The sequence below is a fragment of the Chryseobacterium shigense genome, assembly GCF_014207845.1.
In the GTDB taxonomy this organism is placed as follows: Bacteria; Bacteroidota; Bacteroidia; order Flavobacteriales; family Weeksellaceae; genus Chryseobacterium; species Chryseobacterium shigense_A.
The window spans coordinates 12,565-27,912 of record NZ_JACHLC010000007.1; the positions used below are offsets into that span (position 1 = coordinate 12,565).

Below are 15,348 nucleotides of genomic sequence, written 5' to 3' on the forward strand. Positions count from 1 at the left end.
CAAACATATAGACAGGGAAAGTAGGGAAAAATTAGGGGAAATATTTTTCGCTTAACTAAACACAACCAACTGTTAATCAGTAAGAAAAATTTAATATTTTTTTAGTTCTGGAATTGGTTTTAATTTTTCCCTATCAATTCTTAACGAATATTCTATCTCTGAAAGAAAAGCATTAGTAGATTTAGTAGAAAATGGGAAGTGTTTACCATGTGAATTGTCAATATCGATGAAATATTTGTGATATTGCTGTTTATTTTCTCTCATATTATCTTTATTAAATTTAGTAATCCTTTTAAAGGAAGCAATTGTATCAAATTTTTTTCCTACAACATCTTTGAAGTAATCAAAAATGTAGAAAAAATAACAAAACCTAAAGAAATAAATATCAGTTTTAAATTCCATTTCCTTAATACCAATGCTACTATATTTATTTTCAGACAATGCGCTTAAAACAATTTTAATCTCATCAATATCAAAATTTTTAGATTTAAGATATTCGATAAAATCTGATTTCTCAGTCATAAACTCGTCCAAATTATTCTCAATCCCTTTATCTTCCTGTGAATGAATTCTGTCTCCATACCTCAGAAAATTCAGGTATTTTAATTTCATTATATATAATGATTGCTCTGCATTTAACTCTGAATACTGATAAGGATTTATACATGTAAGGTTTACGCTTCGTAATAATTCAGAGGCGCTTAATATACTATAGTAATTTTTAAGAGACGCCTGTAAAGAAAAAATAAAAGATTTGTTATTCTTAGCAAAAACACCATCAAGTTGCGGAACTTCAAATGAATGTTCAAAAAGTAATTTCTCATTTTTATTTATTTGATAATCTAAGTATTCTTTACTGCTAAAACTCTTGCTGTTAAAATATTTATTGAGAAAAAATGATTCTGATACACCATTAGTTTCTCTGATAAAACGATTCAAAAAATTTGATGCTCGTTTGTACAAAGAAAATATGAGCGAGGCATAGTAACTTATGTAAACATCTGGAGCTACAATTCTCAACATAAAATAATTCTCAAAATGCTCTATAATTGATGCTAAACTAACTTCGCTTTGATTAATTGATAAACTTTCAAATTGATGTTTTTTCTGTTGGTATAATTCATTAGATGTGATGATAGAATTAATCGCATTTAAAATATTGTTAATTTCTTTATCATTATAATTTTCCTCAATAGATGATTCCATATCATAAAAATCAACAGATTCATCATTAACAATTATTCTATCTACATCTACAAAACTGGTAATATACTCAAAATAATCCGCTGTAAAATCTGTTAAATTTTCAGTCTTTTGCGGAGATAGTTCTTTTGGGTAATATGATAACAAGTCATTGACTGTTTCTGAAAGTATTATGTTGTCACTGCCAAACTGGAAAAAGGGTGATAAAGAATCTACCTTTGCTTTTACATTCTCAATATTAGCATTTTCAGGTTTTTTTACATCAAAATTTTGTAAAAAGAACTCATGTATTCCATGACTTGAAACAGGATCTTCAACGGCAATAACATAAACAATGAAATCTAATGCTATTCCTCTTTTGGATTCTATGTTAATCATACGATAATTATTAATACCCTAGACTGTTAAATATTTTTGCAGTTGACCTTGCTTTCTCCACTTCAGTTTTATTAATATAGGCTAACAACTGTTTTTCCGTTGTATGCCCAGTAAAATTAAGTAAATAAGTCGTAGGAATTTTCTCATAAAAGTTAGAAGCAAAACTTTTTCTTCCTATATGAGATGTAACAAGTTTATATTTTGGAAAATTACCAAAAATTTTTCGAGTGATGTTCTTACCTTTTTTTTCTATTGTCTCAGTCTTACCATTATATACAATCTCATCTATTTCAGCGATTTTGCACACTTCTTTAATATAAAGGTTTAGTTTTACATCTGAAATTTTTCGGGGAAACTCTCCATTTCGTTTTGCCAAAATATCTTGGACTTTTTTTAACAAAGGAATTTGCATCTTAGCATTCGTCTTTTGCTGTGTAAATTCAATGTATTTTTGTCCCTCACTATCTTCCACAATCATAGAAGAATTAAATCTCATATAATCACTTACACGCTGTCCTGTATAGCAAGAAATAAGTAACCAATCTCTTGCATTATCTAAATAATCATGTGGCATTTTTTTCTGTTCAATTTTATCTAATTCTTCAAATGTTAAATAAATAGATTTGGGAATATGCTTTGTTGCTTTCTCAACTTCAAATTTCCATAATTCCGCATGCTTATGAACTTCAATGTCAAAAGATCCCGCAACTTTACAAATCATTTTTAAGAATTTAAGATTGCGATATGTTGTTGAAATCTTATAATTCTCCTTATTACAATAATCTTCAAAATCAAATCTAAAAGAATTATCTAAATCTTTAAACTTTAATTCTCTAAATGTTTTCTTCCTGATTTTTCTATCTGCTACATATCTTATCATTAATTGCTTAACAACGTTAGCCTTCTTAATAGTCGATTCCGTAACACTATCTTTTTTTAAAGAAATATAAGTGTCAATAAAAGCAATCACATTATCCGAATAGTTATTATCTTCTTTTTTTAAAGTTGTAGGTTCTATAATTGATTTTAGCCATTCTTTTAAATCTACTTCAGGAATATCGTTTATATAACTTGAAATAATATTAGCTTCTAATTGTGAAAGACGAGTGTTTATAGTTTCAGTATCATCTTTATGCATTTTTTTAGATGGCATTTTGCATTTTCCGTCTTTCCATTCTTTAGGTTTACAACTCAAATAAGGAACAGGAACACGTATATCAATATTCCTATCTCTAAATTTTGCCCAAATTGTACTTTCTTTGTCCTCTATTTTTCCTCTAATAAAAAAACTTACTGATGCCATAATAAAAATGATTAAAATTTAAAGTTGTACCCAAAATTGTACCCATAAAATTCAAATATAGTTTAATTTCAATAAATTCAACTTAATTAAATAACCTTAAAAACCCTTTGTACAAAGCATTTATAAATTAATCAAGATTTTAACAGATTTAAAATTCTAGTCCCTCCAACTCCACTAAAAAACAAAAAAGAGAATCTGTACAGATTCTCTTTTTTGTTTTTGGGCTAAATATTCTCCTTATCTATATATAATACGCTTAAAAGATTTAGTTTGATAATATCCTGTTCATCATCTACTAAAATTTCATCTACCGGAATACTCTACCACATTTTTACATCTTATTTAAGATTTCAAATAATGTTCTTTCTAATAAATTTGAATATTGCTAATAGACTTTCCCATGTTGTTTCACCACAAGTGAGCAAATTTCTGAAAATACTAACTCGGTTAATCCTTCAAAGAACCTAGTCATATTCAAAGTTAATTATCTATTTACAACCCAAGCAATACATTTTATATATGGATAACTTAGAATCCTTTAAAATATAAACCAAGATTATTTTAATATAATTTTCATGGTATTTAAATATATGCAGTTCAATAAATATAAACACCTGAAAACGAAAACACTAAAACTTTTCACCTTAAAATAAGTACAGTCTACCCACAAAAAAGACTAAAAAAATGTTTTATCGTGAAGAATTTTATATATTTGCACCATCTAACAATTAAAAAAATAATTTACTATGTCAGACATTGCATCAAGAGTAAAAGCTATCATCGCTGATAAGCTTGACGTTGAAGAAACAGAAGTAACTCCTGAAGCTAGCTTCACTAACGATTTAGGAGCTGACTCATTGGATACAGTTGAGTTAATCATGGAATTTGAAAAAGAATTCAACATTCAAATACCTGATGATCAGGCTGAAAAAATTACTACTGTAGGTCACGCTATCGCTTACATCGAAGAAGTAGTAAATAAATAATATTCTTCAACAAAAAGAAAATTTTAAAAGTTTATGGAATTAAAAAGAGTAGTTGTAACCGGTTTTGGCGCAATAACACCGATTGGAAATAATGCGAAAGAATACTGGGAAAATCTTGTTAAAGGTGAGAGCGGTGCTGCTCCGATTACTCTTTTTGATGCCACAAACTTTAAAACCAAGTTCGCTTGTGAGGTGAAAGACTTCGATCCGTTACAGCATTTCGATAAGAAAGAAGCTAAGAAAATGGACCGAAATACCCAGCTTGGGCTGGTAGCTGCAAGAGAAGCGGTAACACATTCCAGAATTATAGAAGACAATGTAGACAAAAACAGAGTCGGAGTAATCTGGGGATCCGGAATCGGAGGTTTAGAAACTTTCGAAACTGAGGTTTTAGGATGGGCAAATACGGAAATTCCAAGGTTCAACCCATTCTTTATTCCTAAAATGATTGCGGATATCACTCCTGGACATATCTCTATAGAATATGGCTTTCATGGGCCGAATTATACTACGGTATCTGCCTGTGCATCTTCAGCCAATGCTCTTATTGATTCCAAAATGATTATCCAGCTTGGAAAAGCAGATGTTATTGTATGCGGAGGCTCTGAAGCAGCCGTAACAGCAAGTGGTGTCGGTGGATTCAATGCGATGATGGCACTTTCTACAAGAAATGATGATCCCAAAACAGCTTCAAGACCATTTGACAAAGACAGAGATGGCTTTGTGTTAGGCGAAGGAGCAGGTTGTATCATCCTTGAAGAATATGAGCACGCAGTAAAACGTGGAGCTACAATTTATGCAGAATTGCAAGGTGGCGGTATGAGTGCAGATGCACATCACATGACTGCCCCGCATCCTGAAGGATTAGGAGCTTATCTGGTAATGAAAAACTGTCTGGAAGACGCAGGCCTTACTGCTGATGAAGTAGACCATATCAATATGCATGGTACGTCTACTCCATTAGGAGATATTGCAGAATCCAACGCAATTTCCAAATTACTGGGCGAGCACGCTTATGATATTCAGATTAATTCTACAAAATCAATGACCGGCCACCTTCTGGGAGCTGCCGGGGTTATTGAAGCTATCGCTGCATTGGGAACTATTATTCATGGTATTGTTCCCCCTACCATCAACCACTTTACTGATGATGAAAATATTGACAGCAGACTGAATTTTACATTCAACACCGCTGTTAAGAAAGATGTAAAAGTAGCCATGAGCAATACTTTTGGATTTGGCGGGCACAACGCCTGCGTTCTATTTAAGAAAATCTAAATTCAATGAATGGAGTTACAGAAATACTTTTCTAAATTCCTTCTCAGACAAAGAAAAAGAAAATTAACGGAGAGAGACTACTTCCTTAGTACCGAACTGAAAAAAATATTGGGTACCGAGGTTCAGAATGTTGCTCTTTACCGTGAAGCTTTTTCTTTAAAAAGTTCTTCTAAAAATCAAGACAGCAACTACGAAAGACTTGAATTTTTGGGAGATTCTGTTTTGGGTACAATTATTTCCTGTCATCTGTTTCAGACCTATCCCCAGGCTAACGAAGGATACCTTACACAGATGAAATCTAAAATTGTTAACAGGAAAAACCTTAATAAATTAGGAGAAGACCTTAAGCTCATTGATCTTTTGCAGAAGCAGGGATCCGCAGCATTAGGTGAAAATATTTCCGGAAATTTATTTGAGGCACTTATTGGCGCTGTTTATCTGGACTTCCATTACGATACCTGTAAAAGGATCATTCTGGAAAGATTACTTACGCCTACTGAAATTAACAAGCTAGAGAATAAAATTGTAAGCTATAAAGGTCTTCTGCTTGAATGGAGCCAGAAGAAAAAAGTAAATATAAAATACGAAACCTGCGAAGAGGTTCAGGTTAATAAATCGGTGGTATTCCGGTGCCATGTCTGGCTGGGAGAAGAAAAGATTGCCAATGCAACAGAAACTTCCAAAAAGAAGGCCGAAGAAAAAGCAGCACAGAGAGCATTTTATATTTTAAACAAAAAAGAAAACATACTTGGAAATTCAAAAACTTTATGATCTGGATGATATAGAATTTGAAGATATTGCCATAGGATTGGTAAGATTAGCAAAAGATATACCCGCTCATGAATTTTTCTACAACATAAATCAAATCAACGGCCTCTCCTTTTCCAGAAAAAAAGATATGATTATTCACGGGGCTTATTATGATTATTATTTCCCGAGGTTTGAGGCTTATGACAAGTTTACAAAGACATGTTTTACTTTCATTTCAAACAAATCTTCTGAAAGTAAACAAAAAAAAATACAAACTGAACTCTTCACAGAAGAAGAAAACATTAAATTTTTATTAAATAATCAGGTAGATGTGGAATATATTCTGCATACTTCGGAACAAATTCCTGATTTTTCCGTAATTTTGCTCCCTGAAAATCTTGTATTTCCAATACAAGACTATACACTAGGTTCTGAAGAAGAACTTTATCAAATTATCCAGTATTATGAATAAGTATTTAAAGAAGACAAAAATTATTGCAACACTAGGGCCTGCTTCATCGTCGAAGGAGGTAATGTTAGGACTAATGAAAGCGGGTGTTGACATTTTCAGAATAAATTTTTCCCATGCAGATTATGAATTAGTTCGAAGTAATATTGAAATTATCAGAGAACTTAACCATGAATATGGCTTTTCTGTAGGTATTTTGGGAGACCTTCAGGGTCCGAAACTGAGAGTAGGTGTTGTAAAGGAAGGTTCTTACCTGAATCCCGGAGACATTCTTACCTTCACCAATGAGAAGATAGAAGGGGATTCTACCAAAGTTTACATGACATACCAGCAGTTTCCCCAGGACGTAAAAGTTGGAGAAAGAATCCTAATCGATGACGGTAAACTGGTATTGGAAGTTACTGAAACTAACGAATTAGACACTGTAAAAGCTAAAACGATTCAAGGGGGGCCTCTAAGTTCAAAAAAAGGAGTAAACCTGCCTAATACCAATGTATCTCTTCCTGCCCTTACGGAAAAAGATATTCAGGATGCTAATTTCATGCTTGATATGGAGGTAGACTGGATCGCTCTTTCTTTCGTTCGTCATGCACAGGATATCATTGACCTGAAAAAACTGATCAACAGCCATCCGAACGGTAAGTTTAAAACACCGATCATTGCTAAGATTGAAAAGCCTGAAGGCGTTAAAAATATTGACGAAATTCTATTGGAATGCGATGGACTGATGGTTGCCCGTGGTGACCTTGGCGTAGAAGTTCCTATGGAAGAAGTTCCTGCTATCCAGAAAAACCTGGTAGAAAAAGCAAGATTCTATTCAAAACCGGTAATTATTGCTACACAGATGATGGAAACAATGATCAACAGCCTTACGCCTACAAGAGCAGAGGTAAATGACGTTGCCAATTCCGTACTGGACGGCGCTGATGCAGTAATGCTTTCCGGAGAAACTTCTGTGGGAAGATATCCTATACAGGTAGTTGAAAATATGGCTAAAATTGTACAGAATATCGAAAAGACCCATTTTTATCAGCATAAAAACGAACCTATCGAGAAAGATTACAATTGCATCGATGAGAGATTCATTACCAACAGAGTATGTCTTGCAGCGGTAAGAATTGCTAAAACAACCAATGTTTCTGCAATCGTTACACTGACGCATTCAGGATATACAGCATTTCAGCTTGCAGCCCACAGACCAAACTCTCATATCATTGTATACAGCGGAAACAAAAGAGTAATTACAATGCTGAACCTTCTTTGGGGAGTTCATGCTTATTATTACGACATGAAGAAATCTACCGATGAGACTATCATTCAGGTAAACATGCTGACACACAACCACGGTTATATCGAAAGTGGAGACTTTGTCATCAATATCAATGCTACTCCATCTTACGAAGGTGGAAAAACCAATACATTGAGGTTAACAACAGTGTAAAAAGGCAGAAAAGCAAAAAGGTAAAATTGCTAAAAGGCAAAGTTACTTTTACTCAATAAAAAACTCCCGAAAATTAGTTTTTCCGGGAGTTTTTTATGGTTTAAATAATTAAATCATTTAATTTCCCACAATAGTCTTAGGTGTTACAAATTCCCTCAAAGCCAGCAATGAAAGTTCAGTTCCATAACCGGAAGCTTTAGTTCCACCGAAGGGAAAACGCGGATCAGAACTCGTCATTCTGTTGATATTCACCGTCCCAGATTCAAGATTTTCAATAAAAAATAACTGGCGTTCTTTATTTGCTGTCCATACAGAGTTGGAAAGTCCGAAAGGGATATCATTCGCCATTTTTAGCGCCTCTTCATCATTCTCCGCAATCATAACCATTCCCAGAGGTCCGAAAAGCTCTTCCTGCAGGATTGGATTTCCTTCTCTCACCCGGATCAATCCCGGATTGAATTCATTATCTGAAATTCTTTCCAGCGGAATAATGATTTCCGCTCCGTTCTCCAAAGCTTTGTTAAACTGTTTTTCCAGATCATCAGCTAAGTCCGGTCTTGCCATACCGCTGATTTTGGTTTCCTTATCATTCGGATCTCCCGGAACAAACTTTTTATATTCTTCAATGAATTTCGGAAGAAACTCATCTTCTGTTTTCTTATCAATAATAAATCTTTTGGCAGCGACACAGGTCTGGCCACAGTTCTGAAGCCTTGCCTGAGCACCCACTTTTGCAGCTTTATCCAGATCAGCATCATCCAAAACGATAAATGCATCACTTCCGCCAAGTTCAAGAAGGGATTTTTTAACGTTCAGTCCTGCAGTGGCAGCCACTTCCCCGCCTGCTTTCCCGCTTCCTGTAAGGCTTACCCCTTTTACCGCATCATGTTCTAAGATTTCTTTTACTTCTTTGTGCCCTACTTCCAGGTTCTGGAAAACACCTTCAGGAAAACCTGCTTCCAGGAATATTTCCTCAATAGCATTTCCGCTCCCGAAACAGATTGAAGCATGTTTCAGAACGACTGTATTTCCGGATAAAATAGCTGGTGTAGCAAACCTCAGCACCTGCCAGAAAGGAAAATTCCATGGCATTACACCTAAAATTACGCCTTTCGGAACATAATGGATTTCAGAGTAGGTATATTCAGAATCTACTTTTTCAGGTTTTAAAATATTCTCAGCCTCAACATAATAATTCATCATCAGTGCAGATTTCTCTACCTCAGCAATCGACTGTGAAATAGGCTTATTCATTTCTGCTGTGATGATCCTGCCAAATTTCTCTGAGTTGCTTTTTAAAATTTCTGCCGCTTTTGCAATCAGCCTCTGTCTTTCTTCAAACGGTACTTTTCTCCATTCTGAAAATGTCTTATCTGCTTTAATAAGCTTATTTTCAATTAACTGTTCCATAATATAATTTCTGTTTTAAATTCACAAAATGAATTTATTAATGCTTTCATTCTAAAAGCACTGTGAAAGTAACAAATTTTATTCCTTAAGGCTAAATAAAGCAATGATTTTTCTCTATCGAAATAATATAATTCCCTTTTAGATCATAAACCACTCATTCACAAGACATGCCGCCAGTCTTGCTGTTCTGTCCTGAATATCAAGGGAAGGATTTACCTCAGCAACATCCAATGCAAGGAGCTTTTCACTTTTTAAAATATGTCTGTAAAAATGCATAAAAGCTGTATCTGCAAAGATCCCGTTATAGGCAGAAGCGGAAACTCCCGGTGCCACCGATGCATTGAAAACATCCATACAGATTGTAAGATAAAGGAAATCTACACTATCCACCAGTTCATCAATCCTTTGATAAATGGATGAAAGGTTTTCAAAGAAGATTTCATCTGCAAGGATATATTTCATTCCATACTGATGGGCTGTATCAAACAGTTTCAGGGTATTGGAATTCCTCTGGATACCAATATGAAGTGAATTGATCTGCCCTTCCTGGGCAATCTGCCAGAATCCGGTTCCTGAGCTCGCTCCCACTCCCTCTTCCAGCTGTCTGTTATCAAAATGGGCATCTATATTGATAATCCCGATTTTCTGTTCAGGAAAAGCAGTTTTTACGCCTAAATAGTGAGCATAGGTAACTTCATGCCCGCCTCCCAGAACAATTGATTTTCCGCCTTTCAGCAGTACTTTTGAAACATTTTTTGCAAGATTGTTCTGGGTATTTTCCAAATTACCGTCTTCACATGTCAGGTTCCCAAAGTCCAGAAGGGAAAAATCAGGACGGATAACCGGGAAATTAGACATATTTCTCCGGATGACATCAGGGGCATCTTTGGCACCTTGACGGCCTTTATTTCTTCTTACTCCTTCATCTACGGCAAAACCGTGCAGTGCAAAGTCATCAGCCGTTATATTATCGTAATTATGTTCTTCTTTAACTCTTTGAAATATTCTGTGGAAAAGAGGTTCTTCTCCGTCTAATCTGCCTTGCCAAATCATAAATGTCCTTTTAATTTACATTATAGCTTTCAAAACTCTGCCAGTATTTGTCTTTATAAATTTCAAGTGTAATTTTATACTCAGGATTATCTTTTATCACCTGATCAAAAATTTTTGAGGCTTGTCTGAAATCTTTGCTTGCAAAAAATATGCTTCTGCAGCTGTCTGCTGTTTCTCTTCCGATGTACAAATGGCCATCTTTAAGAGGAAGTTTTTCTATTGCAAGATCTTCAATATTATTTATCCTGTTATAATCTTTTTCTTCAGGAAGGCCATCATTATTACTTCCATCGTAGGTAATTTTCAGAACTGAGATCCACGGATAGGAAGCTTTTGCCTTATATTTCAATAAAGCGGCATTAACTACTGCCATAAGCGGCATCCCGTTTTCCAAAGTTCCTTCAAGAAGAGAAAACTGATCATCAGCTACCAGGATTTCTGAATCTTTATATTTTTCGGTGAACTCTCTTTCCCGCCAAAGGAGAAAATCTTTTAATTTTTCAATGGGTACAAGCTCTTTCTCAGCTTCATTCTTACCGATAATGCTGAAAGTGTCAATCTGAGTAGCGAAATTCAATTCACCTAAGAAATTATCGAGAAAAATACATATTCCTGTTGTTGCAGAACTTCTGTTTTCTTCATTCAGGTCTTCATATACAAAAACAAGATCAATTTCATCAGGATATCCTTCTATTTCATTGGAATAAAACCAGATATTATCTTTTCTGAACTCCAGATCGTTCATCCTGATTCCTACATTTTCTATATCAGTCTGAGGTTTTAAAGCTGTAAATTTCCAACGATCAAGTTGTGGAGCCACTGCAATAAGTTCCTCAGCAAAAATAATTTTCCTTACATCTCCTTCCACTGTTATGATAAGCTCTGCGGTATGCTCATCGCTCATTCCGGAAAGAAAATAATAGCCGCTGTTGATCTTAGCGAGTTCAGGGGAGATCACATCAAAAAACTGTTCTTCAATATTTTCTCTGTCTTTAACGACTTCAAAAAAAGTCTTTTCTTTCGTCAAAAACCAATCCCAAAAGTCCTGATACGTCCGGATATTCTTTTCAGGTTTACCTTTACCTAAGATCTTATCAAAAATTCCCATATTTAGTCAATTAGGCTTCCGTCAATGTACACATTTTCTGCATTCAGGCTTCCCTGATGATAAAGTACATTCTGGAAATTGTCTGTTTTAAAGGTAACAAAATCTGCCTTTTTTCCGGGTTCCAGTTTTCCAATATTTTCAAGACCTAAGGCATAGGCAGCACGGAAGGTCATTCCGGCCAACACTTCGGCTGTGGTTAGTTTTTCAAATGTTGCCAGAATGGAAGCCTGGGTAATAAGATTTCCCATCGGAGCGGATCCGGGATTCCAGTCACTGGCAATGGCCAGGATGGCTCCTGCGTCTAATAATTTTCTGGCAGGGGTAAATTTTTCTCCCAATCCCAAACTCGCGCCCGGCAAGGCCGTAGCTACTGTATCTGATTTTGCCAGAAACTCAATATCTTCATCAATTGTAGCTTCCAGATGGTCTGCAGATTTTGCGCCTACTTCCACTGCAATTCTTGAGCTTCCGGGCGTAAACTGGTCTGCATGAACTGTAATATCGAAACCTAAATCTTTAGTTTTAAGCAGGAAATCTTTGCTTTCCTCAGGCTGGAATGCAGATTTTTCTATAAATATGTCTACACGCCGGGCCAATCCTTCTTCTTTTACTTTAGGCAGAATTTCCGTAAGAATATAATCTAAATATTCCTGGTTATTTCCTTCAAAATCTCTTGGTTTCAGGTGTGCGGAAAGGCATGTTGGCACAAGCTTAGCTTTCGTCTGACTCTGTGCTTTTTTAATAATTCTGAGCATTTTCAGCTCATTTTCAACATCCAGCCCGTAGCCGCTTTTTATCTCAATAGTAGTAATTCCCAATGAAACCAGGAAACTGATACGTTCAAGTAATGTTTTTAACAGTTCTTCTTCCGAAGCATTTCTGGTATGCTGTACAGAACTCCATATCCCGCCGCCACTTTCTGCAATCTCAAGGTATGTTTTTCCTGCATTACGCATAGCAAAATCATTGGCACGGTTCCCTCCAAAACAGATATGGGTATGGGAATCCACAAACCCGGGAAGAGCAATCTGATCTCCTTCAACAGATTCTGTTTCAGCATCTGAGTTTTCATCCTTTAATGTCTTAAAATTCCCCATTTGTTTAATCAAGCCATTATCCACTAAAATTCCACCGTCTGTAATAATATCAATTTGCTCATCGGATATTTTTCCTCTTAACGGAAGATCTGCCAACGTCACGATCTGCTTGAAAGGCCCTATTAATTTCATTTATCTAAGATTAAAGCTACAGCTTGTTTATACTATTTTCTTCTCTCAAAAATACTTAAAAATATCTTAATCTGCTAAATCAAAATCAGTTTAAGCCTCTGTTAATGTATTTACCTCAGCCTTTACCGTAACCTTATTTCTCAATCGCTGAATTTTCTCGATCCAAATTTTAACCTTAGCCTAAATTTCCTATCTTTGAGGTAAATGAAATGAATTAATGCCAGATTTTTTACATCCAGATAAGGAAAACTACTCGCATGAAGAACTTATGCAGGAGGAGCAGATCCGTCCCCAGAGTTTTAAGGACTTTGCCGGGCAGAGAAAAACTTTGGAAAACCTTGAAGTTTTTGTGAGTGCTGCCAAAAGGCGTGGGGGTGCCCTTGATCATGTTCTTCTGCATGGTCCGCCGGGTCTGGGTAAGACAACTTTAGCCAATATTATTGCTAATGAACTTGGGGTAAACTGTAAGATTACTTCCGGCCCTGTTTTGGATAAACCCGGAAGTTTAGCAGGTTTATTGACGAATCTGGAAGAAAATGATGTTCTTTTTATTGATGAAATTCACCGTTTATCTCCTGTTGTGGAAGAATATCTGTATTCTGCCATGGAGGATTACAAGATAGATATTATGCTGGAGACCGGTCCTAACGCGAGGAGTGTTCAGATTGGCCTGAATCCTTTTACTTTGGTAGGTGCTACAACGAGAAGCGGGATGCTGACAAAGCCCATGCTGGCCAGATTTGGGATCCAAAGCAGACTTGAGTATTATTCCGTTGAGCTTTTATCTATGATTATTCAACGAAGTTCCAGGGTTTTGGGGAGTAAGATTTATGAGGATGCAGCGATAGAGATTGCCAGAAGAAGCCGCGGAACTCCGAGAATTGCAAATGCCTTATTAAGAAGGGTCCGTGATTTTGCGGAGATCAAAGGAAATGGGGAAATTGAGATCAATATTACAAAATATGCCTTGAACTCTCTGAATGTAGATGAGTTTGGATTAGATGAAATGGATAATAAGATCATGCGTGTCATGATTGAAAACTTCAAAGGAAAACCTGTAGGAATTTCTGCACTGGCAACATCCATTGCTGAAAATCCTGAAACGCTGGAAGAGGTTTACGAACCTTTTCTGATCCAGGAAGGATTCATCATCAGAACACCGAGGGGAAGAGAAGTAACAGAGAAGGCTTATCAGCATTTAAACATAGCCCGTCCTAAAAATCCGGGAGAATTATTTTAACCTCTATGTTTATACCAAAATTATACAGAAGTGAAGATTATAATCTGATGAAGGAAATCATCAGGGAAAATGCTTTTGCTTTGCTCGTTTCTTCTGTTGAAAAGATAAGGGCCACTCATTCTATGATGATGCTTAATGAAGCTGATCCTGAGAATATTTATATTGAAACTCACATTTCAAGAGCTAATCCTCAGGCAAAAACATTAAAAGACGGTGATGATGTCCTTTGTGATTTTCTGGGTGCTCATACGTATATTTCGAGCAGCTGGTATGATCATATCAATGTTTCAACATGGAATTATGAAGCAGTTCAGATTTATGGAAAAGTGCAGCTGATGAACCATGATGAGCTGTACCGGCATCTGGAAAAATTAACTTCCAAATATGAAGCATCCCAGAAATGCCCTGTGATGGTAAAAGATATGGGAAGGGAATTCGTAGAAAAGGAAATGAAGGGAGCTTTCGGCCTGAAAATAATTCCTACAGAAATATTCATCAAGCAGAAGCTTTCTCAAAACAGGAAGGATCATGATTTTCAGAATATCATTTCGGAGCTTGAACATTCGGATGAGAACGGGAAAAAGATTGCTGAGAAAATGAAATTAATCAAGAAATAATAATCAAAATATATATGAAGCTATATCCAATACAATGTGGAAAATTTAAACTGGATGGCGGTGCCATGTTTGGAGTCGTCCCAAAGAGTCTGTGGGAAAAAACCAATCCTGCAGACGAAAGAAACCTGATTGAACTGGGAACACGTTCCCTGCTTATAGAAGACGGCAAAAAACTGATCCTGGTAGACTGTGGTCTCGGTAATAAACAGGATGATAAATTCTTCGGGCATTATTCGCTTTGGGGAGACGACAGCCTTGATAAAAATTTAAAGAAATTCGGTTTTGTAAGAGAAGATATTACGGATGTTTTCCTTACCCACCTTCACTTTGACCACTGCGGAGGTGCTGTTGAATGGAATGATGACAGAACAGGATACAGACCGGCTTTCAAAAATGCACAATTCTGGACCAATGAAAATCACTGGCAATGGGCTACAGAGCCTAACGCAAGGGAAAAAGCCAGCTTTTTAAAAGAAAATATACTTCCTATGCAGGAAAGCGGGCAGCTTAATTTTTTACCGCTTCCTACTACAGGAAATTACGGATTTGCCCCTGATCTGAAAATGGACGTGATCTTTGTAGACGGGCATACGGAAAAACAAATGCTTCCGGTAATCCAGTACCAGGAAAAAACGGTTGTTTTTGCAGCAGATCTCATTCCTACTGCAGGACACATCAACCAGGTTTATGTGATGGGATATGATACAAGACCTCTTCTGACTATGGAAGAGAAAGGCAAATTCCTGAAGCAATGTGTAGATAATGAATATCTTCTGTTCTTTGAACATGATGCCCATAACGAGCTTGCAAGTCTTAAAATGACCGAAAAAGGGGTAAGATTAGATGAAATTCACAGTTTTAATGATGTTTTTGGATATTAATT

General features: G+C 35.9%; 14 protein-coding genes. 8 read left to right on the forward strand and 6 right to left on the reverse strand.

Going from position 1 to position 15,348, the window contains the following annotated elements:
• Positions 1–90 precede the first annotated feature (90 nt).
• Positions 91–1,581, reverse strand: coding sequence for a hypothetical protein (locus HNP36_RS18075; RefSeq protein WP_184167097.1), 1,491 nt, complete (start codon positions 1,579–1,581; stop codon positions 91–93).
• Positions 1,582–1,591: 10 nt separating this feature from the next.
• Complete coding sequence (locus HNP36_RS18080; RefSeq protein ID WP_184167100.1) at positions 1,592–2,884, reverse strand: phage integrase SAM-like domain-containing protein; 1,293 nt, start codon at positions 2,882–2,884, stop codon at positions 1,592–1,594.
• A gap of 746 nt (positions 2,885–3,630) precedes the next feature.
• Between HNP36_RS18080 and HNP36_RS18085 the strand changes: the two genes are divergently transcribed.
• From HNP36_RS18085 to pyk, 5 genes are read left to right on the forward strand one after another with little or no spacing between them, the layout of a single operon-like run.
• The gene (locus HNP36_RS18085; RefSeq protein WP_002976354.1) at positions 3,631–3,870 is read left to right on the forward strand and encodes an acyl carrier protein; all 240 of its coding nucleotides are present in this window, start codon (positions 3,631–3,633) and stop codon (positions 3,868–3,870) included.
• A 33-nt stretch (positions 3,871–3,903) separates the two neighbouring features.
• Positions 3,904–5,148: a beta-ketoacyl-ACP synthase II gene (gene fabF, locus HNP36_RS18090; protein ID WP_184167103.1), complete on the forward strand. Its 1,245-nt coding sequence runs from the start codon at positions 3,904–3,906 to the stop codon at positions 5,146–5,148.
• A 9-nt stretch (positions 5,149–5,157) separates the two neighbouring features.
• Positions 5,158–5,919: a ribonuclease III gene (gene rnc, locus HNP36_RS18095; protein WP_184167106.1), complete on the forward strand. Its 762-nt coding sequence runs from the start codon at positions 5,158–5,160 to the stop codon at positions 5,917–5,919.
• Positions 5,897–6,370: an IPExxxVDY family protein gene (locus HNP36_RS18100; protein WP_184167109.1), complete on the forward strand. Its 474-nt coding sequence runs from the start codon at positions 5,897–5,899 to the stop codon at positions 6,368–6,370. Before rnc ends, HNP36_RS18100 begins: the two co-directional genes overlap by 23 nt.
• Complete coding sequence (gene pyk / locus HNP36_RS18105) at positions 6,363–7,808, forward strand: pyruvate kinase (protein WP_184167112.1); 1,446 nt, start codon at positions 6,363–6,365, stop codon at positions 7,806–7,808. Before HNP36_RS18100 ends, pyk begins: the two co-directional genes overlap by 8 nt.
• Before the next feature lie 117 nt (positions 7,809–7,925).
• Here pyk and HNP36_RS18110 read toward each other — a convergent pair whose 3' ends face one another.
• The 4 genes from HNP36_RS18110 to hutI all read right to left on the reverse strand — a co-directional run bounded on the left by HNP36_RS18110 (position 7,926) and on the right by hutI (position 12,608).
• Positions 7,926–9,218, reverse strand: a complete 1,293-nt coding sequence (locus tag HNP36_RS18110; protein ID WP_184167115.1) for an aldehyde dehydrogenase family protein — start codon at positions 9,216–9,218, stop codon at positions 7,926–7,928.
• Positions 9,219–9,356: 138 nt separating this feature from the next.
• On the reverse strand, positions 9,357–10,271 hold the full coding sequence (gene hutG, locus HNP36_RS18115) for a formimidoylglutamase (RefSeq protein WP_184167118.1): 915 nt from the start codon (positions 10,269–10,271) through the stop codon (positions 9,357–9,359).
• A gap of 10 nt (positions 10,272–10,281) precedes the next feature.
• The gene (locus tag HNP36_RS18120) at positions 10,282–11,379 is read right to left on the reverse strand and encodes a DUF695 domain-containing protein (RefSeq protein WP_184167121.1); all 1,098 of its coding nucleotides are present in this window, start codon (positions 11,377–11,379) and stop codon (positions 10,282–10,284) included.
• A 2-nt stretch (positions 11,380–11,381) separates the two neighbouring features.
• The gene (gene hutI / locus HNP36_RS18125; RefSeq protein WP_184167124.1) at positions 11,382–12,608 is read right to left on the reverse strand and encodes an imidazolonepropionase; all 1,227 of its coding nucleotides are present in this window, start codon (positions 12,606–12,608) and stop codon (positions 11,382–11,384) included.
• 217 nt (positions 12,609–12,825) lie between these two features.
• On the opposite strand from hutI, the gene ruvB reads away from it, so the two are divergent.
• From ruvB to HNP36_RS18140, 3 genes are read left to right on the forward strand one after another with little or no spacing between them, the layout of a single operon-like run.
• Positions 12,826–13,848: a Holliday junction branch migration DNA helicase RuvB gene (gene ruvB / locus HNP36_RS18130; protein WP_184167127.1), complete on the forward strand. Its 1,023-nt coding sequence runs from the start codon at positions 12,826–12,828 to the stop codon at positions 13,846–13,848.
• A gap of 5 nt (positions 13,849–13,853) precedes the next feature.
• Entirely contained in the window at positions 13,854–14,465 is a 612-nt protein-coding gene (locus tag HNP36_RS18135; protein WP_184167131.1) for an FMN-binding negative transcriptional regulator, read from the forward strand.
• Between the two features lie 14 nt (positions 14,466–14,479).
• A complete protein-coding gene (locus HNP36_RS18140) occupies positions 14,480–15,346 on the forward strand; it encodes an MBL fold metallo-hydrolase (RefSeq protein ID WP_184167135.1) in 867 nt (288 codons plus the stop codon).
• The last annotated feature ends 2 nt before the right edge of the window (positions 15,347–15,348 follow it).

What these genes read in the sequence shown, in the direction of transcription:
- HNP36_RS18075 (WP_184167097.1), bottom strand. Translation starts at nt 1,581, where the DNA reads ATGATTAACATAGAATCCAAAAGAGGAATAGCATTAGATTTCATTGTT.
- HNP36_RS18080 (WP_184167100.1), bottom strand. Translation starts at nt 2,884, where the DNA reads ATGGCATCAGTAAGTTTTTTTATTAGAGGAAAAATAGAGGACAAAGAA.
- HNP36_RS18085 (WP_002976354.1), top strand. Translation starts at nt 3,631, where the DNA reads ATGTCAGACATTGCATCAAGAGTAAAAGCTATCATCGCTGATAAGCTT.
- fabF (WP_184167103.1), top strand. Translation starts at nt 3,904, where the DNA reads ATGGAATTAAAAAGAGTAGTTGTAACCGGTTTTGGCGCAATAACACCG.
- rnc (WP_184167106.1), top strand. Translation starts at nt 5,158, where the DNA reads ATGGAGTTACAGAAATACTTTTCTAAATTCCTTCTCAGACAAAGAAAA.
- pyk (WP_184167112.1), top strand. Translation starts at nt 6,363, where the DNA reads ATGAATAAGTATTTAAAGAAGACAAAAATTATTGCAACACTAGGGCCT.
- HNP36_RS18110 (WP_184167115.1), bottom strand. Translation starts at nt 9,218, where the DNA reads ATGGAACAGTTAATTGAAAATAAGCTTATTAAAGCAGATAAGACATTT.
- hutG (WP_184167118.1), bottom strand. Translation starts at nt 10,271, where the DNA reads ATGATTTGGCAAGGCAGATTAGACGGAGAAGAACCTCTTTTCCACAGA.
- HNP36_RS18120 (WP_184167121.1), bottom strand. Translation starts at nt 11,379, where the DNA reads ATGGGAATTTTTGATAAGATCTTAGGTAAAGGTAAACCTGAAAAGAAT.
- hutI (WP_184167124.1), bottom strand. Translation starts at nt 12,608, where the DNA reads ATGAAATTAATAGGGCCTTTCAAGCAGATCGTGACGTTGGCAGATCTT.
- ruvB (WP_184167127.1), top strand. Translation starts at nt 12,826, where the DNA reads ATGCCAGATTTTTTACATCCAGATAAGGAAAACTACTCGCATGAAGAA.
- HNP36_RS18135 (WP_184167131.1), top strand. Translation starts at nt 13,854, where the DNA reads ATGTTTATACCAAAATTATACAGAAGTGAAGATTATAATCTGATGAAG.
- HNP36_RS18140 (WP_184167135.1), top strand. Translation starts at nt 14,480, where the DNA reads ATGAAGCTATATCCAATACAATGTGGAAAATTTAAACTGGATGGCGGT.